This is a genomic window from Haliea sp. E1-2-M8, from assembly GCF_030649675.1.
In the GTDB taxonomy this organism is placed as follows: domain Bacteria; phylum Pseudomonadota; class Gammaproteobacteria; order Pseudomonadales; family Halieaceae; genus Haliea.
The window spans coordinates 133749-148566 of record NZ_JAUTDR010000012.1 but is presented as its reverse complement, the minus strand read 5'-3'; the positions used below and the strand labels follow the sequence as shown (position 1 = coordinate 148566).

Here is a 14818-nt window from a genome sequence, read left to right as displayed (position 1 = left end):
GCAGTAGCATTGCACACTCGGAAACGCATTTTGGTCACCGGCGGCGCCGGATTTCTCGGCAGCCACCTCTGCGAGCGACTGCTGGCTGCAGGCCACGACGTGCTCTGCGTGGACAATTTCTTCACCGGCTCCCGGGACAATGTGCTCCACCTGCTGGACCACCCTCACTTTGAATTGCTGCGCCACGACGTCACTTTCCCGCTGTATGTGGAAGTGGACGAGATATACAACCTGGCCTGCCCGGCGTCGCCGATTCACTACCAGTTCGACCCGGTGCAAACCACCAAGACCAGCGTCCACGGTGCCATCAACATGCTGGGGCTGGCCAAGCGGGTCAAGGCGCGCATTCTCCAGGCCTCCACCAGCGAGGTCTACGGCGACCCGGAAGTCCATCCCCAGCGCGAAGACTACTGGGGCCGGGTAAACCCGCTGGGCCCGCGCGCCTGTTACGACGAAGGCAAGCGCTGCGCCGAGACCCTGTTTTTCGATTATCACCGCCAGCACGACCTGCGCATCAAGGTGGCGCGCATCTTCAACACCTACGGCCCGCGCATGCACCCGAACGACGGCAGGGTAGTGTCCAATTTCATCGTCCATGCCCTGCGCAACAAGCCCATCATCCTCTACGGCGACGGCCAGCAGACCCGTTCGTTCTGCTATGTCGACGACCTGGTCGACGGCCTGATCCGCCTGATGGAGACGCCCGACGAGGTCACCGGCCCGGTCAATCTCGGCAACCCGGTGGAGTTCACCATCCGCCAGCTGGCAGAGCAGGTGCTGGCCCAGACCGACTCCCGCGCACAGATCATCAACGAGCCTCTGCCCGCGGACGACCCGCGCCAACGCCAGCCGGATATCGGCCTGGCCCGGGAACTGCTGGGCTGGGAGCCCACGGTAGCGTTGACCGAAGGCCTGGAACACACCATCGCCTACTTCCGGCCCCTCCTCGCATCAGCAGCTGAATGAAGGCACGGCTGTTGCGGGGAGGGCGCCTTCTGGGGCGCAGTGAGGTACTGCGCTCAAGCGCGGTGGCGGCGGTCATTCGCGCCGTCGGCCTGGCGGTGGTATTCCTGCTGCAGATTCTGCTGGCGCGCCTGGCGGCGGACGCCACTACCTACGGCGTGTATGCCTGGGGCCAGAACCTGCTGTTCCTGCTCGGCACGCTGTTTGCGCTGGGCATTCCGATGATGGCCAGCCGGCTCGCCGCGGTGCATGTCCACCGAGGGGACTACACCGCTCTGCGCCAATTGAGCAGAAACGCGCACGGCTGCGTCATTGTGATCAGCTGCGCCGGTGCCGGGGCAGGGCTGCTGATCGTCTGGAGCCTGCCGGCAGCGCTGTTTACGGAGCTGCCGCGCGCGGTCGTCAGCCTGGCCCTGCTGGCATCCCCGCTGCTCGCCCTGATTCTGTTGCGCCAGGCTTTGGCGCGGGCGGCGTCGCGGCTGTTCTCCGCGTTCGTCCCGATACAGGTGCTGCGCCCGTTGCTTACCGGCCTGCTGGCCCTGGGCGCATTCCTGCTGGTCCAACGGCCGCTGACAGCGCTGGACATTCTGACTGCACTCGCGCTCAGCCTGCTGCTGGTATTGCTGGCGCAGTTGCTCTGGGAGGGCGCGCGGCCGCCGCTTGTCAGCGCGGCGGCGGGCAGCACTGAGCCTGCGGTTGACCCAGCCATCACTGCTGACACTACTGGGGACAACCGCGACACCACCCCGGGGGCCGCGGACCTGCTGCGCCAGTCCATGCCGGTGTTCGCTACCCGGGTCGCCGACATTGTCATGACCTACGGCAACACCCTGCTGCTGGGCCTGATCGGCGGGCCGCTGGCCGCCGCCAGTTTTTTTGTCGCCGACCGCCTGGCGCAGTTGGCGGGCATGCCGGGCGCGGTCACCTCCGCGGTGATCCAGCCCTGGCTGGCCAGCGCCCACGCCGAGGGCGATCGGGCGCGCCTCCAGCGCGTGGTGACTCAGGCTGCGCATGTGAGCCTGTGGCCGAGCGTAGTCGCGGCCGCGCTGCTATTTACCGCCGGCCCCTGGTTGCTGGCTTTGTTTGGGGGCGAATTTGCCGCGGCGTTGCCGGTGCTGGTGGCACTGTTGCTGGCGCAGTTGTGCGCCGTGCTGTTCGGGCACTGCCAGCAGGTGCTGGTGATGAGTGGCCACCAGCAGCAGGTAATGCGGCTCACCGTGCTGGCGGCGGCGCTGCATCTGCTGGTGCTGGCGGTGTTGATACCCGTGCTGGGCGCCCTGGGTGCGGCGCTGGCCAGTATCGCCAGCAGCCTGCTGCTCGCCACCGGTTGCTGGTGGCTGGTGCGCCGCCAGTACCATTTACGTACTACTGTTTTTTGAGGATACCGTGCGTCTGTCGGTGGTAGTGGACAACTTCAACTATGCGCGCTACCTGCGCGAAGCACTTGATTCAGTGCTGCCGCAACTGGCGCCGGATGATGAGCTGATTGTTGTCGACGACGGCTCCACTGATGCCTCGCCGGAGATTCTCGCCGCGTACGCACGCCTGCCACAGGTAACAGTTTTGCAGCAGGCCAACCAGGGCCAGCTCGCGGCCCTGTGCAATGGCCTGGAGGCCGCCCGCGGTGATCTCTGCCTGTTGCTCGACAGCGACGACTACTTTCTGCCCGGCTATCTGCAGCGCCTGCGCGCGCTCGCCGGGGCCTGGCCCGACATCGAGCTGTTCTTCTGTGCAGCGCAGGTTGGGGGCGAATCCTCAGCCAGTGTCCGCGGGATAAGGCGCATGCTCGCCGACATGGCCTTGCCGGAAGGTCCCACCGGCACGTCCCGCTGGAGTACCGTGTCAGGCGGTGAATATGTCGGCGCCCCGACCTCTGGGTTGGCACTGCGGCGCAGCCTGGCCCGGCGCCTTCTGGCCGTGCGTGAAAACCTCCCCGACCAGATGCCTGTGAGCACCCGCATCGCCCGCTGGCTGGGTATTCCCCGGCACTCGCACACCGCGGCGCGCCTGTCCGGGGATGGCATTATCGTCCGCGCTTCCTCGGTGGCGGGGTGCCGCAAGTACCATTCGGCAACGCCCGGATTTTTCTACCGCATTCACCGCAGCAACGCCTTTGCCAGCATCGGCAGGCCGGGGCGGCTGTACCTGCGCTGGCAACGCAGCCGGCAGATTGTCCGGCTCGCCCGCACGGCGCTAGGCTTGCAGCGCCGCCCCGAGCTGGCCGAGGTGGTGGCGGAGATGGGTCAGCGCAGTCGCCCGCTCCGGTTGCGCCGCCGCCTGACCATGGTGCGCAATTACGGCCGGGCCATCGTCATGGCACGGGGCTCGCTGCTGGGCAAGGCCGGCGCACTGCTGCGTGCGCTACGCTGCGCGCTGTAGCCGCCGTTCCGCACGCAGTTCCCGCCGCAGGCGCAGGGTCGGGCGTAGCAGCGCCCAGGGTGTCAGCAGATAGCGCCGCCAGAGCCGTTTCGGGTCGTGCAGCAAGCGGTACAGCCAGGCCAGCCCCAGCCGGCTCAGGCCCGCGGGCGGCTGCGCCTGCAAACCGGTGTAGTAGTCCAGGGTACCGCCGGCCTGGAAAATGGCGCCGGCCTGTAGCTGCGCCCGGTGGCGCAGGATCCACTGTTCCTGCTTCGGCATGCCCATGCCCACCAGCAGCAGCTGCGGCCTGAAGGCATTGATCGCGGCCACCACCGCGGCCTCGTCCTTGCTGTAGCCGTGCTGCCAGGCGATCTCCAGCTGCGGCCAGCCCTTCGCCACCCAGCCCTGCGCGCGCTCGATGGCGGCGTCTTCCGAACCCAGGTAAAACACCCGCAGTTTCCCGGTCTGGGCGAAGTCCAGCAGTTCCGGCAGGCAATCCATGAACGAGAAGCGCTGCGCCCCGCGTATGTCGATGCCGGCCGCACGCAGCAGCCACAGCACCGGCACCCCATCCACATAGCAGCTGTCGCACTGCCGGTAAAACGCCGCCACCTCCGGGTCCCGCTGCTGCAGATACAGGCTGTACAGGTTGTGGTGGCCCACCAGCAGGGGTGCAGCGCCCGCAGTCAGCCGCGGCAACAGCTTCTGCAGCAGCGCCTGCAGGCTCTGCGGCTGCAGCGCGCAGCCGGCGAACCGGCGCAGGGCCGGGCCGGCGAGGGCGCTGTCCAGCATGCGTAATTCAGGCATCGCCCAGCCAGTGCTGCAGATCGCGCCCGGTCAGGCGTTCGAGTTCGCGGATTTCCGCGGCGAATTCCCGGGTCAGTTGGCGGCGGGTTTCTGGCGGAATCGGCGGCAGCCACGCCAGGTTCACCGCATCCAGCTGCCCCTTGACCCGGGCCACAAACGACAGCGGCAGTAGCTGCTTGACGCGGCGCTTGAATCGCTCCGAGCGCAGCAGCTTGTGCAGCAGCTGGCTGCGCGGCATGCCGGAGCGATTCTGCCGGTGCGCTGCCGGTGCCTGTGTGTGGCTGATCTGCAAAAACTCGCAGCACTGGCGCCACAGTGTCTCGGGCTGGTGGAGCAGGTCCTCGTAGAACAGCACCAGCACCCGCTCGGGCCCAAACACCTGCCGGTAGCGGCGCAGATAGCGGGCATAGTGCCCCAGCTCCCGGTAGCGCAGCAGGTGCGAGGGCTGCACCCGCTCTGCCTCTGCGGCCAGCGCATCCTCGAACCGGGCGCAGGGCTCCTCTTTATCGCGCAGGGCGTGGCACCAGGCGGAATAGGCGCGGTCCGCAGGCTGGCGCAGGAGCATCACAATCCGGGCGTCGGAGTTGAAGGCCTGCAGCTTTTCCGCACAGCCCGGCTCGGACAAATACCAGGTGCTGGCTTCCCCCAGCACCCGGGCCCGGGCCGGCGCTCCCTGCCACAGGGCCAGGTAGTCCCGCTCGGAACGCAGCACCCAGCCGCTGGCCGCAGTGGCTGCGCCGTGGCCATCGCGGCAGGTATAGCCCTGCTCGCCAAAGGCCAGAAAGCCCGGCTCCTTGGGCGTCGCCATGGCGACCTCGGGGTGGCTGGCCAGCATCACCGCCAGGGTGGTGGTGGCGCTTTTCTGCGCGCCCACCAGGAACAGGTTCGGGCGCCTGGCTGCAGCGGCCCGTGGCTCAGCAGGTAGTGGCTCACCAGTTAAGGGTTCATCAACCAGGGGCTCGGGAGATAGCGGCTCAGTAGGCATTGGCACCGGTCCAGCCCAGCAGGGCCGTTTTGGCGAGAATCTGCAGGTCCAGCCCCGGGGACCAGTGCTCGATGTAGTAGAGATCATGCTGCAGGCGTTTTTGCATTTTTTCCAGGGTGTCGGTTTCCCCGCGGTAGCCGTTGATCTGGGCCCAGCCGGTAATGCCGGGTTTGACCCGGTGCCGCTGCATGTAGGCGGCCAGCTTGGCCGCGTATTCCTCGTTCAGCGCCACCGGGTGCGGCCGCGGCCCCACCAGGGACATGTCCCCGCGCAGCACGTTCAGCAGTTGTGGCAGTTCATCCAGGCTACTGCGGCGCAGGAACCGCCCGCTGCGGGTTACCCGCGAGTCATCGCGGCGGGCCTGGCTGAAGGAATCGCTCGGCGCGCCGTCGCTCATGGTGCGGAACTTCAGCACCTCGATCAGCTGGCCGCCGCTGCCATGGCGCAGCTGCCGATACAGCACCGGCCCGGGGCTGTCGAGGCGCACCAGCAGGGCGACCAGCAGCAGCAGGGGCGCCAGCAGGAGCAGCAGCAATAGCGCCAGGGAGATATCCATAAGACTCTTGAGCCAGGCGTCGGGGCCGTCCAGCGGCGTGGCGTTGAGCGCAATAACGGTAACGCCGTCTACCTCACTGGCGCGCTGGTTGAGCAGGTTCAGCATGCTCAGGTCCGGCACATAGCACACCGGCAGGCTGTAGAGCCGCAGCCGGGTGAGCAGGGCGTCATCATCGCGCCCCGGGGGCTGGTCCGGCGCCAGCCAGAGTTCGGTTACCGCGGGCTCCGCCGCCGCCAGGATTGCCTCCAGCTCCGCCAGGGTGCCCAGGCAGTGCAGCACGGGCGATCTGGAGGGCGCCTCTCCGGGCAGACGCACACAGCCGGCCACTGCCGCCGGTCCACCACTCAAGCTGAGCTGTTGGGCAGTCTCCCGCGCCAGCGCGCCGCTGCCCAGCAGCAGCACCCGCCGCCCCGAGGCACGGCCGAAGTGGCCCAGCAGGAAGCGCCAGCCGCTCATCAGCGGCAGGCTGAGCAGCACCCAGCCGGCCATCCACAGGCGGGAAAAATCGGCGCTGGTCTTGGTCAGGGTGGCGATCAGCATCAGTGCCCCGAACAGTGCCACCAGCCCCGGTGCCGCCGCCAGCACGCCGCGCAGCGGGTGCCACCAGAGTGGCGTGCGGTAGGCGCGGGCCGCGGGCAGCAGCACCAGCGCCAGACACAGGCCAAACAGCAGCGCCAGCAGATAGTGTGAGGCAACTTCCGGGCGCGACCAGCGCAGCCACCAGGAGCCATAGCCAGCCAGCAGTATCGCCGCGGCATCGAGCAGGGGGCCAAAGCGGCCCAGCTCGGGATTGGGCTGGCGCTGCGCACTCATTCCTGTGCCCTGCCAGCGGCGGCCCGGGGCAGCAGCGGCTGCAGGCAGGCGAAGGCGACAAATACCGCCAGCGGCGTCAGGTAGAGGAAGCTGCGGTGGAAGGTGATGCCCTGTTCCAGGCGCTGGCCGTACTGGGTGAAGCCGAAGACCAGCGCCAGTACGACCGCGCCGCCGGTCAGCAACAGCAGGGCGATGCTGTTGAGGCTGGCGGGGCCGCAGGCAAGCACCCGCGCCAGCAGGGCGGCGAGGAGCAGCACACCCAGCAGGTGCCAGTTGTCGTAGACGAAAAATGTCTGCCCCAGGTAGGGGAGCAGGGGGCTGAGCTGCAGTTTCAGCGCCGGCAGGTGCCCGGGCAGCGCCAGCACCGGCTGCTCCTGCAGATAGCGCACCAGCTCCGGGTTCAACCCCGCCAGCAGGCCCGCCAGCAACAGCAGCAGCCCGCCCAGCACAGTCGCACGCACCCAGGCCGCGGGGGGCCGCCACCAGAACAGCAGCGTAGCCAACACCAGCAGCAGGGCAAACCCCGTACCGGGTGTCTTCAGCAGGGTACAGAACAGCGCCAGCGCCAGGGCCAGACCCGCGTAGCGCCGCTCGCCGCTGTGCTGCCACTGGGCCAGCGCCATCGCCCCCAGGGTGAAGCACACCCCCAGCCAGAGGTCCGCATATCCGGGCAGCACCGCATGGGTAGTCAGCAGGGGCATGCTCAACAAAAGGTAGACTGCGATGGCCGTGGGCACCCGCCCCAGGCCGACCAGCCGCAGGTGGCCCCACAGCGCCAGCGCGCAGGCAGCGGCCAGCAGCAGCCAGGGCAGGTACAGCAGGGTGTGGTCGAAGGTCCCGGCGCCCAGCATCTGCCACAGCAGCAGCAGCGGCACGCCCGGCGGATAGGCACCCGCCCGCCAGTTGCCCAGGGTATAGAGTTCGCTGCCGGGCGCGGCCGCCAGCCAGGCCGGGGGCAGGACAAACTCGGTCAGGCTGCCGTGTTCGAACCAGACCACCGCCCGCGGCACCCAGTTCATCCACGCATCCCAGGCAAACAGCGGGCGCAGCGCCAGCTCTGCCACCAGCACCGAACCCCGGCTCCAGAGGAACCAGGCCAGGGGCAGCAGCCACAGCAGGTCCGCGGGACTTAAACAGACAGTGGGGCGCCAGTGGGCAGGGTGGCGCCGCAGGCTGAGCGCCCACAGGCCAGCGCCGAACGCTGCCAGGGCAGTGGCCAGCGGCCACCAGGCAAGGGTGAAGCCCAGCGCGTCCCAGGTCAGCAATAACAGCACCGCGAGCAATTGCCCGAGCAGATAGCCGTGGCCCAGCAGCAGGGTGGTCGGCACTGGCCCCAGCCAGCAACGGACCGCACCGCAGCCCGCCAGCCAGGGCAGCAGGGTGGCCAGCGCCAGCCCCACGGGGTGCAGGCCTTCGAGCAGGGGCATTAGCGGCGCCTCCGCGGTTTACTGCGCATGGCCGGGCTCCGCAATGCGATACAGGCTGCCGAGCGGGTGCGTGTCCAGCAGGGTGGCCGCCACCTGCTGCGCACCGTCGTCGAGCAGCCCGCGGGCCGGGTCGTAGCGTACTCCGGCTACGGGTTTGAGCAGCAGCACCAGGTCACTGGGGCGCAGATGCTCCGGGGCCACCAGGGTATTGCCGTAGTTGTAGATGTTCAGCGGCAGCAGCCTGAACTGCAGGCGCAGGCGGGTGAAGTTGTGCCCCTGGTTCGCCTCGTGCAGCAGGAACAGGCGCTGGTGGCGCAGGGGCTGCAGGATCTGCTGCAGGTGTAGCGCATAGCGCTGCAGGTCGGCGTCGATCGCGCGTTCGTGTTTTTCCGCCTGGCTCAGGGCGCCGAATTGGGCGCGGGTCTCCTGCAATTGCCGCTCCAGCTGTACCTGCCAGAGGTAGTCCAGCGCCAGCCAGGGAATCAGCAGCGCCCACAGCCCGGCAACCACCAGCGTGCCGCGCGGACCGCGGCGCCAGAGATGCCAGCCAAGCACCAGCACCAGTGCCACCGCCGCCCAGAGTCCGGCCGCGGCTGCGGGCCGGATGAGTGCCGCGCCGGGCACACCGGCGTACCAGTTGGCGGATGATTGCTGCCAGGGCTGGAAGCGCCGCCACTCCGCGAATACGCGCTGCGCTGCGTCATAGCGGTTATAGCCGCCGAAATCCAGTTCCCGCAGACGCAGGGGCTCCGGCCCGGGCTCGCCAAACACTCCCACGGCCAGTTCCAGCAGTTGGCCCTGCCAGGTATCGAGCTGCCCCAGGTTCAGCCAGCTGACGCCAGCGGGACCGTGCCCCAACTCCGCGTAGTGCAATTGCTCGGGGGCAAGGGCTGAGCGCCAGAACAGCACCACCTCCTGACCGGGCTGCACGCCTTCCAGCTCCAGGCGCAGTTGCGCGAGGTCATCCGCGCTGAGCCCGGGCTGTTCCAGGCGCCAGACCGCTTCGCCAATCTGTTGCTCCCCGCGCTCCGCTGGCTGCATGGCCTGCACCACCATGCTGTCGCCCTCGGCAGCGGCGCGGGCGGCGACCACGGCTGCAAATTCCCTGCCCGGCAGCACCAGTGCCGCATCGGACGCCGCCGGCGCATCGGGGGGGTAGACAGCCGGCAACATGGCCCACAGCAGCACAACAGCCGCCGCGGTGGCCGCGACCCCCTGTAGGGCACCGAAAAGCCACTGTAGGCGGAGTTCCTGCTGCATTTTCCCCGTTTGGACGCTGTAGATTCGATGGAGCTATTTTTACGAAGAGGGTATCACAGGCTGTCTTGTGTGGTTCCCCCAAACCACCACCAGCGCCGCCTGGGCGCGGGCGCTGCCGGGTTTGGCGGCGCCACCTCCACCGGAGCGGCATCCGCCAGTACCGCCGCCGGGCGCTGGCTCACCAGCCTGTGGGCCTCGGCTTCACCCACCAGCTCTACCAGCACTGCCCGCGCCGGGCCCAGGGTAGGGCTGCGGTTGCTTTGATTGTGGCCGTCGCTGGCGACCAGGTGGGTAATGCCGTCGGCCAGAAAGCGCTCGCTAAACGCCTTGACCCGCGGCCCCCACACTCCCAGCAGGCTGCCGCCGGTGAGCTGGATCCAGGCACCGAGGCGCGCGGCTTCCGCGAACTGGGTATAGGCGCCTTCGGCCCAGGTCAGACGCTCGGGGTGGGTGATGACCGGCACATAACCCGCGGCCACCGCGCTGTGGATCAGCTCCAGCATGCCCGGGGGCTGGATGTGGTGGGGCGGTTCGAACAGGAAATAGCGGCTGCCGTGGAGGGTGGGCAATGCGCCGCCCTGCAGCCCCGCCACCAGCTCCGGGACAATCTGGATGTCGGCGCCGTAGCTGACGGTCAACGGAATCCCGGCGTTTTCCAGCTCCGCCCGAAAGGCACGGGTTGCCGCCGCGATACCGGGCACGGTGTTTTCGTACAGGCCGGGGTAGATGTGCGGGGTGCAGACCGTGTGGCGAATGCCATCGGCCACCGCCAGCCGCGCCATGTCCAGAGCGCTGGCGAGATCGCGGGCACCGTCGTCGATGCCGGGGAGCATGTGGCAGTGCAGGTCAATCATGGATCCTCCAGGTGCGAGAGGGTACTGGCGGCGGGTGCCCGGCGCAAGCACGGCCCGCGTTGCGGGCGGGGGTCAGGCTGGTACACTGGCGGCCCGTTTTCAAGCAAGTGAGCACCGTGCCCAACCTGACCCGCTCGACGCTGCTGCTGTGGCTGCTGGCCGCCACCCTGTTGCTGGCGCCACTGCTGCGTAGCGGCAATACGCCGCTGGCCCTGCTGCTGCTGGAGCTGCTGGCCCTGGCGCTGCTGGTTCTGGCCCTGTGGGATCCGAGGTTCTGGCTGCAACTGCCGCGGCTACAGCAGCTTTTCCTGGGGGGAATCGTGACACTGCCCGTGCTCTACCTGATTCCGCTGCCCGCTCTGCTGGCCTCCATGCTGCCGGGGCGGGAAACCTACGAGCTCGCCACCTCCCTGGCGCTGAAGGGCGAGAGCGGGGGCTGGGGCGGGATCTCCCTGGTGCCGGGGGAGACCGGGGCCGGCTTCCTCAAGCTGCTGCTGCCGGTGGCGGTATTTCTCGCCGCCATCCAGTTGCGCCACAAGCGCCAGCAGCAACTGGTGTTTCTGCTGCTGGGCATGGCCGCCCTGCAGGCGTTTCTCGGCCTGGTGCAGTACGGCGCCGGCATCGGCGGGCCCGCAATGATCGCCACTGACCACGCCAACGCCGGTAACGCCGCCGGCACCTACACCAGCCGCAACAATTTCGCCGGCTTTCTCTACCTGCTGCTGATGCCCTGCCTGGCCCTGTACATGGCCACCCTGGGCCGGCACCGGCCGCGGGGGCCTTCGCCGATTCGCCAGCGCCTGCTGTTCTGGTCCAGCCTCAAGGGGCACCAGGCCTTCCTGTTCGGCGCCCTTGCACTGCTGCTGATTCTCGGGGTCGTCTTCAGCCGCTCCCGGGCAGGGATCGGCCTCACCATGCTGGGCGTGGGCCTGGTTTCCGTGCTGCTGGCGCGCCGTATCGGCGGCGGCAAGACCAGCGTCAGCCTGATCGGCAGCCTGCTGTCGGTAGCGGTGGGGCTGGCGGTGGCCATCGGCCTGGCCCCCGTGTGGCAGCGCTTTGCAGTCTCGGACCCGGTCAGCGACGGCCGCTTCACCATTTTCACCGGGGCGCTGGATGCCATCCGCAACAGCTTCCCGCTGGGGCTGGGGCCGGGGGTATTCCAGGAGAGTTTTTTCCCCTGGCAGCACCTGAGCCAGGCCAGTTATTTGATCAACCAGGCCCACAACGGCTTTCTGGAGTGGGTCTACGACGGCGGCCTGCCGGCGCTGCTGCTGATCGGGCTGGGGCTGTTCCTGTTCCTGCAGCGCTGGCCCGCGCTCTGGCGCGCCGGGCACTGGGGCGATTTCCGCTACCTGCAGGTAGGCACGGGGCTGGGCCTGGGCCTGATGCTGTTGCACGAACTGGTGGACTACAATCTGTTCGTGCCGGCCAATATGGCGGCCTTTGCCCTGCTGGCGGCGGTGTTCCTGCAGGAGTATGAGGAACCCGTGGTGCAGCGCAGCCGGAGCACGACGCGCCGCGAGGCACCCGACCCCCGGGCCGTGAGCCTGCCGCCGCCCAACCCGGCGGCGACCAACCCCTTCATGAATTCCTGAAAAGCCGGGTTTTTCCTCAGTGAAGACAGTGCAATGTGGCATAATCCGCGGCTATCTAAAACCACGAGAGTAACCATGCTGAACTACGGCATTCCGCGCCTGCTTTTGCTGACCCTGCTGCTGGTAGCAAGTGGCTGTGGCGGCAACAAACCGCAGCCCAATGTGGTGCCCGGGCCCGCCGCGGCGGGGCAGGGCGGCAGCCTCGCGCCCCTGCGCGGCAGCAACGTCGACGAAGCATTGTGGGCGCGCACCGACCAGGCCCTGCCCGATTCCCCCACCGCCAGCGCCGCGCCCCTGAACCTGAGCGAGTTTGACTATGTACTGGGGCCCTCCGACGAACTCGACATCACCGTATTCCAGATACCGGATCTCTCCGGCACCCGGGTGGTGAACTCCCGCGGCCAGATCCGCATGCCCCTGCTGGGCGCGGTGGATGTGGCCGGGCTCTCCGCCCAGCAGGTGGAGGATCTGCTGGTGACGCTCTACAGCGCCGACTATCTGCAGGACCCGCAGATCAGCGTCGACGTCAGCGTCCACGCCAGCCAGCAGATCACCCTGCTGGGACAGGTGGTAAGGCCCGGAGTCTATCCGCTCACGGGCCCCACCACCCTGTTGCAGGTCATTGCCATGGGCGGCGGCCCCACCCGCGTGGCCAACGAAGAGGAGGTGGTGGTATTCCGGCAGGAGCCCTCGGGGGATGTCTATGGCTACCTGATCAACCTGGATGAGATCATCGCCGGCATCAAGGGCGACCCCGAAGTGATCGGCAGCGACCGCATCATGGTCCCCGAATCCGGTCTCTCCAGTTTCATGCGCGGCTTCTCCATCGGGATCCCGGGCTTCGGCGGTTATCGCCAGTACTAACACGGCAGTACACTTGAGATGAGTTCAGACACACCCCGCAACGAGCCTGTCGCCCCGGATCACCAGCTGGTAATCGCGGAGATGCGCAAGCAGCTCGCCCGCTATGAGGAAAACCTGCAGAACGCCGCGGTAGAGCGGGATGACGAAGTCATCGACCTGCGCGAGCTTTGGGCCATGCTGGTGCGCCGGCGCTGGACCGTGCTGGTGACCGCGCTGGTCATCGTGGTGGCGGGCACCGTGTACACCGCGATGCAGACGCCGATCTTCCGCGCCAGCACCACGGTGCAGATTGAGCGCGAATCCAGCAATATCGTCGAATTCGAGGACGTGGTGGCATCCGAGTCCGGCAGCCGCGATTTCTACGAGACCCAGTACGAGCTGCTGCAGAGCCGCAACCTGGCGCGCCGGGTTATCGACCAGTTGGGCCTGCAGCCGCCGGTGGCCGCCGAAACCGAAGCCGAGGCCGGCCCCCTGGACGGGTTCAAGGCCATGCTCGGCGGTCTGTTTGGTGCGGCGCCCGACACCGCTACCAGCGCCGAACCGGAACCGGCACAGGCCCCCAATCTGGAGGGCCGCTTCCTCTCCAACCTGACCGTGGAACCGGTGCGCAACTCCCGCCTGGTGCGCCTGCATTACACCAGCCCCGACCCCCGCGAGGCGGCGCTGGTGGTCAACACCCTGGCCGGGGCCTACGTGGACATGAACCTGGAGCGCCGCTTCGAGGCCTCCACCTACGCCAAGAGCTTCCTCGATGAGCGCATCAAGCAGGTGCGGGCGGACCTCGAGGACTCCGAGCGGGTGTTCCTGGAATACACCCAGGCCCGCGGTATCGTCAGCACCGAGGACAAGCTGGGCACCCTGACCGACAAGTTGCGCTCCCTCAGCAGCGCCCAGGTGACGGCGGAGAGCGAGCGCATCAGCGCCGAGTCCCGCTACCAGGAAATGCTCGCGGCGGACCTGGACAGCATGCCGCAGATGCTGGAAAGCCAGGTCATCCAGGAACTGAAAAAGCGCAAGGTGGCCCTGCAAACGGAACGCAGCGAACTGGCACGCCTGTTCAAGCCCGACTACCCGGCCATGGTGCAGTTGGCGAGCAAGATCGAGGAAGTGGACGCGGAAATAGAGCGCGAGGTGGCCAACATCCGCGACAGCATCCGGGTGGAATTCCAGACCCGCCTGCGCGACGAGGTAAAGCTGCAGGAGAGCATCGCCGCCACCCGCGAGGAAATCCTGCAGCTGGAGGAGAGCAGCACCGACTTCACCACCCTGAAGCGTGAAGTCGACACCAACCGCGAACTCTACGACGGCTTGCTGCAGCGGATGAAGGAAGTGGGCGTGGCAGCCGGCATCGCCAACAACAATATTTCGGTGGTGGATGCGGCCGCGGTGCCGCGTGGACCCTACAGCCCCAATATCAAACGCAGCATTGCCCTGGCGCTGGTCCTGGGGCTGTTCGCGGGGGTCGGGCTCGCCTTCCTGTTCGAACTGCTGGATGACACCTTGAAAAGCAGTCCGGAGCTGGAGAAACTGCTCGGCAAACCGGTGCTCGGGGTGATTCCCAAGGTCCCGGAGCGGGAACTGCGCGGGGCGGGGGCCGCGCTACTGGCCTTCCATCAGCCCACCTCGGCCTTTGCCGAGGCCTACCGCTCCATGCGCACGGCGCTGAGCTTCAGCACCGCCGAGGGCGTACCCAGGGTGCTGCATGTGACCAGTGCCAGCGCCGGGGAGGGCAAGACCACCACCGCGGTCAGTGCGGCCATCAACCTGTGCCAGACCGGCGCCAACGTGCTGCTGATTGATGCCGACCTGCGCAACCCCAGCCTGCACAAAGCCTTCGACGTGCCCAACCACAAGGGGCTCAGCAATTACCTGTCCGGTGCCGCAGACCCGGCGGAGGTGACCCAGCCCACCGGGGTCAAGGGCCTGTTCCTGATGAGCAGCGGGCCCATTCCGCCGAACCCGGCCGAACTGCTGCACGGCGCCCGGATGATAGACCTGGCCAGCCTGGGGGCCAAGCGCTTCGACTACGTGATCATCGACAGCCCACCCCTGCTGGGGCTGGCGGACGCGCTGATTCTCGGCGATGTGGCCCAGGCCACCCTGCTGGTGGTGCAGGCCAACAGCACCCGTCAGGGCGCGGTGGAAGCGGCGCTGAAGCGCCTGCGCCACTCCCGCGCCAACGTATTGGGGGCGGTAATGACCAAGTTCGACATGTCCAAGAGCAGCTACGGCTACGGCTACGACTACCAGTACAGCTACAGCTACGGGGCCACGCCGGAACAGGTGGCGGCTGCGAATGACGAGGCGGCGGCGCCCCGTCGCGCCTGACGCGGTTT

The 14818-nt window shown here is 67.8% G+C and carries 12 protein-coding genes; 6 read left to right on the top strand and 6 right to left on the bottom strand.

What is annotated here, in order from left to right; translation table 11 throughout:
* The first annotated feature begins 9 nt into the window (after window positions 1-9).
* Genes Q6D67_RS12090 through Q6D67_RS12080 form a run of 3 tightly spaced genes read left to right on the top strand, consistent with a single transcriptional unit; the run spans window position 10 to window position 3342 of the window.
* Entirely contained in the window at window positions 10-966 is a 957-nt protein-coding gene (locus tag Q6D67_RS12090; protein WP_304705865.1) for a UDP-glucuronic acid decarboxylase family protein, read from the top strand.
* Complete coding sequence (locus Q6D67_RS12085; protein WP_304705864.1) at window positions 963-2342, top strand: lipopolysaccharide biosynthesis protein; 1380 nt, start codon at window positions 963-965, stop codon at window positions 2340-2342. The genes Q6D67_RS12090 and Q6D67_RS12085 overlap by 4 nt, the downstream gene beginning before the upstream one ends.
* A gap of 7 nt (window positions 2343-2349) precedes the next feature.
* The gene (locus Q6D67_RS12080; RefSeq protein ID WP_304705863.1) at window positions 2350-3342 is read left to right on the top strand and encodes a glycosyltransferase; all 993 of its coding nucleotides are present in this window, start codon (window positions 2350-2352) and stop codon (window positions 3340-3342) included.
* Here the strand turns inward: Q6D67_RS12080 and Q6D67_RS12075 are convergent.
* From Q6D67_RS12075 to Q6D67_RS12050, 6 genes are read right to left on the bottom strand one after another with little or no spacing between them, the layout of a single operon-like run.
* Window positions 3325-4128, bottom strand: coding sequence for a WecB/TagA/CpsF family glycosyltransferase (locus Q6D67_RS12075; protein ID WP_304705862.1), 804 nt, complete (start codon window positions 4126-4128; stop codon window positions 3325-3327). The genes Q6D67_RS12080 and Q6D67_RS12075 overlap by 18 nt on opposite strands.
* Window positions 4121-5113: a sulfotransferase gene (locus Q6D67_RS12070; RefSeq protein WP_304705861.1), complete on the bottom strand. Its 993-nt coding sequence runs from the start codon at window positions 5111-5113 to the stop codon at window positions 4121-4123. Before Q6D67_RS12070 ends, Q6D67_RS12075 begins: the two co-directional genes overlap by 8 nt.
* A complete protein-coding gene (locus Q6D67_RS12065) occupies window positions 5103-6482 on the bottom strand; it encodes an undecaprenyl-phosphate glucose phosphotransferase (RefSeq protein WP_304705860.1) in 1380 nt (459 codons plus the stop codon). The genes Q6D67_RS12070 and Q6D67_RS12065 overlap by 11 nt, the downstream gene beginning before the upstream one ends.
* The gene (locus Q6D67_RS12060) at window positions 6479-7909 is read right to left on the bottom strand and encodes a hypothetical protein (protein ID WP_304705859.1); all 1431 of its coding nucleotides are present in this window, start codon (window positions 7907-7909) and stop codon (window positions 6479-6481) included. Before Q6D67_RS12060 ends, Q6D67_RS12065 begins: the two co-directional genes overlap by 4 nt.
* An 18-nt stretch (window positions 7910-7927) precedes the next feature.
* The gene (locus Q6D67_RS12055) at window positions 7928-9169 is read right to left on the bottom strand and encodes a hypothetical protein (protein ID WP_304705858.1); all 1242 of its coding nucleotides are present in this window, start codon (window positions 9167-9169) and stop codon (window positions 7928-7930) included.
* Between the two features lie 53 nt (window positions 9170-9222).
* Entirely contained in the window at window positions 9223-10023 is an 801-nt protein-coding gene (locus tag Q6D67_RS12050; RefSeq protein WP_304705857.1) for a tyrosine-protein phosphatase, read from the bottom strand.
* Window positions 10024-10139: 116 nt separating this feature from the next.
* Here Q6D67_RS12050 and Q6D67_RS12045 point away from each other — a divergent pair, with 116 nt between their 5' ends.
* The 3 genes from Q6D67_RS12045 (at window position 10140) to Q6D67_RS12035 (ending at window position 14810) form a co-directional block, all read left to right on the top strand.
* Window positions 10140-11618 (top strand): O-antigen ligase, encoded by a 1479-nt coding sequence (locus tag Q6D67_RS12045; protein WP_304705856.1) that lies wholly within the window; start codon window positions 10140-10142, stop codon window positions 11616-11618.
* A 75-nt stretch (window positions 11619-11693) separates the two neighbouring features.
* Complete coding sequence (locus tag Q6D67_RS12040; RefSeq protein WP_304705855.1) at window positions 11694-12482, top strand: polysaccharide biosynthesis/export family protein; 789 nt, start codon at window positions 11694-11696, stop codon at window positions 12480-12482.
* A gap of 18 nt (window positions 12483-12500) precedes the next feature.
* The gene (locus Q6D67_RS12035; protein WP_304705854.1) at window positions 12501-14810 is read left to right on the top strand and encodes a polysaccharide biosynthesis tyrosine autokinase; all 2310 of its coding nucleotides are present in this window, start codon (window positions 12501-12503) and stop codon (window positions 14808-14810) included.
* Window positions 14811-14818: the final 8 nt, after the last annotated feature.

What these genes read in the sequence shown, in the direction of transcription:
- Q6D67_RS12070 (WP_304705861.1), bottom strand. Translation starts at nt 5,113, where the DNA reads ATGCCTACTGAGCCGCTATCTCCCGAGCCCCTGGTTGATGAACCCTTA.
- Q6D67_RS12040 (WP_304705855.1), top strand. Translation starts at nt 11,694, where the DNA reads ATGCTGAACTACGGCATTCCGCGCCTGCTTTTGCTGACCCTGCTGCTG.
- Q6D67_RS12055 (WP_304705858.1), bottom strand. Translation starts at nt 9,169, where the DNA reads ATGCAGCAGGAACTCCGCCTACAGTGGCTTTTCGGTGCCCTACAGGGG.
- Q6D67_RS12085 (WP_304705864.1), top strand. Translation starts at nt 963, where the DNA reads ATGAAGGCACGGCTGTTGCGGGGAGGGCGCCTTCTGGGGCGCAGTGAG.
- Q6D67_RS12075 (WP_304705862.1), bottom strand. Translation starts at nt 4,128, where the DNA reads ATGCCTGAATTACGCATGCTGGACAGCGCCCTCGCCGGCCCGGCCCTG.
- Q6D67_RS12065 (WP_304705860.1), bottom strand. Translation starts at nt 6,482, where the DNA reads ATGAGTGCGCAGCGCCAGCCCAATCCCGAGCTGGGCCGCTTTGGCCCC.
- Q6D67_RS12050 (WP_304705857.1), bottom strand. Translation starts at nt 10,023, where the DNA reads ATGATTGACCTGCACTGCCACATGCTCCCCGGCATCGACGACGGTGCC.
- Q6D67_RS12060 (WP_304705859.1), bottom strand. Translation starts at nt 7,909, where the DNA reads ATGCCCCTGCTCGAAGGCCTGCACCCCGTGGGGCTGGCGCTGGCCACC.
- Q6D67_RS12035 (WP_304705854.1), top strand. Translation starts at nt 12,501, where the DNA reads ATGAGTTCAGACACACCCCGCAACGAGCCTGTCGCCCCGGATCACCAG.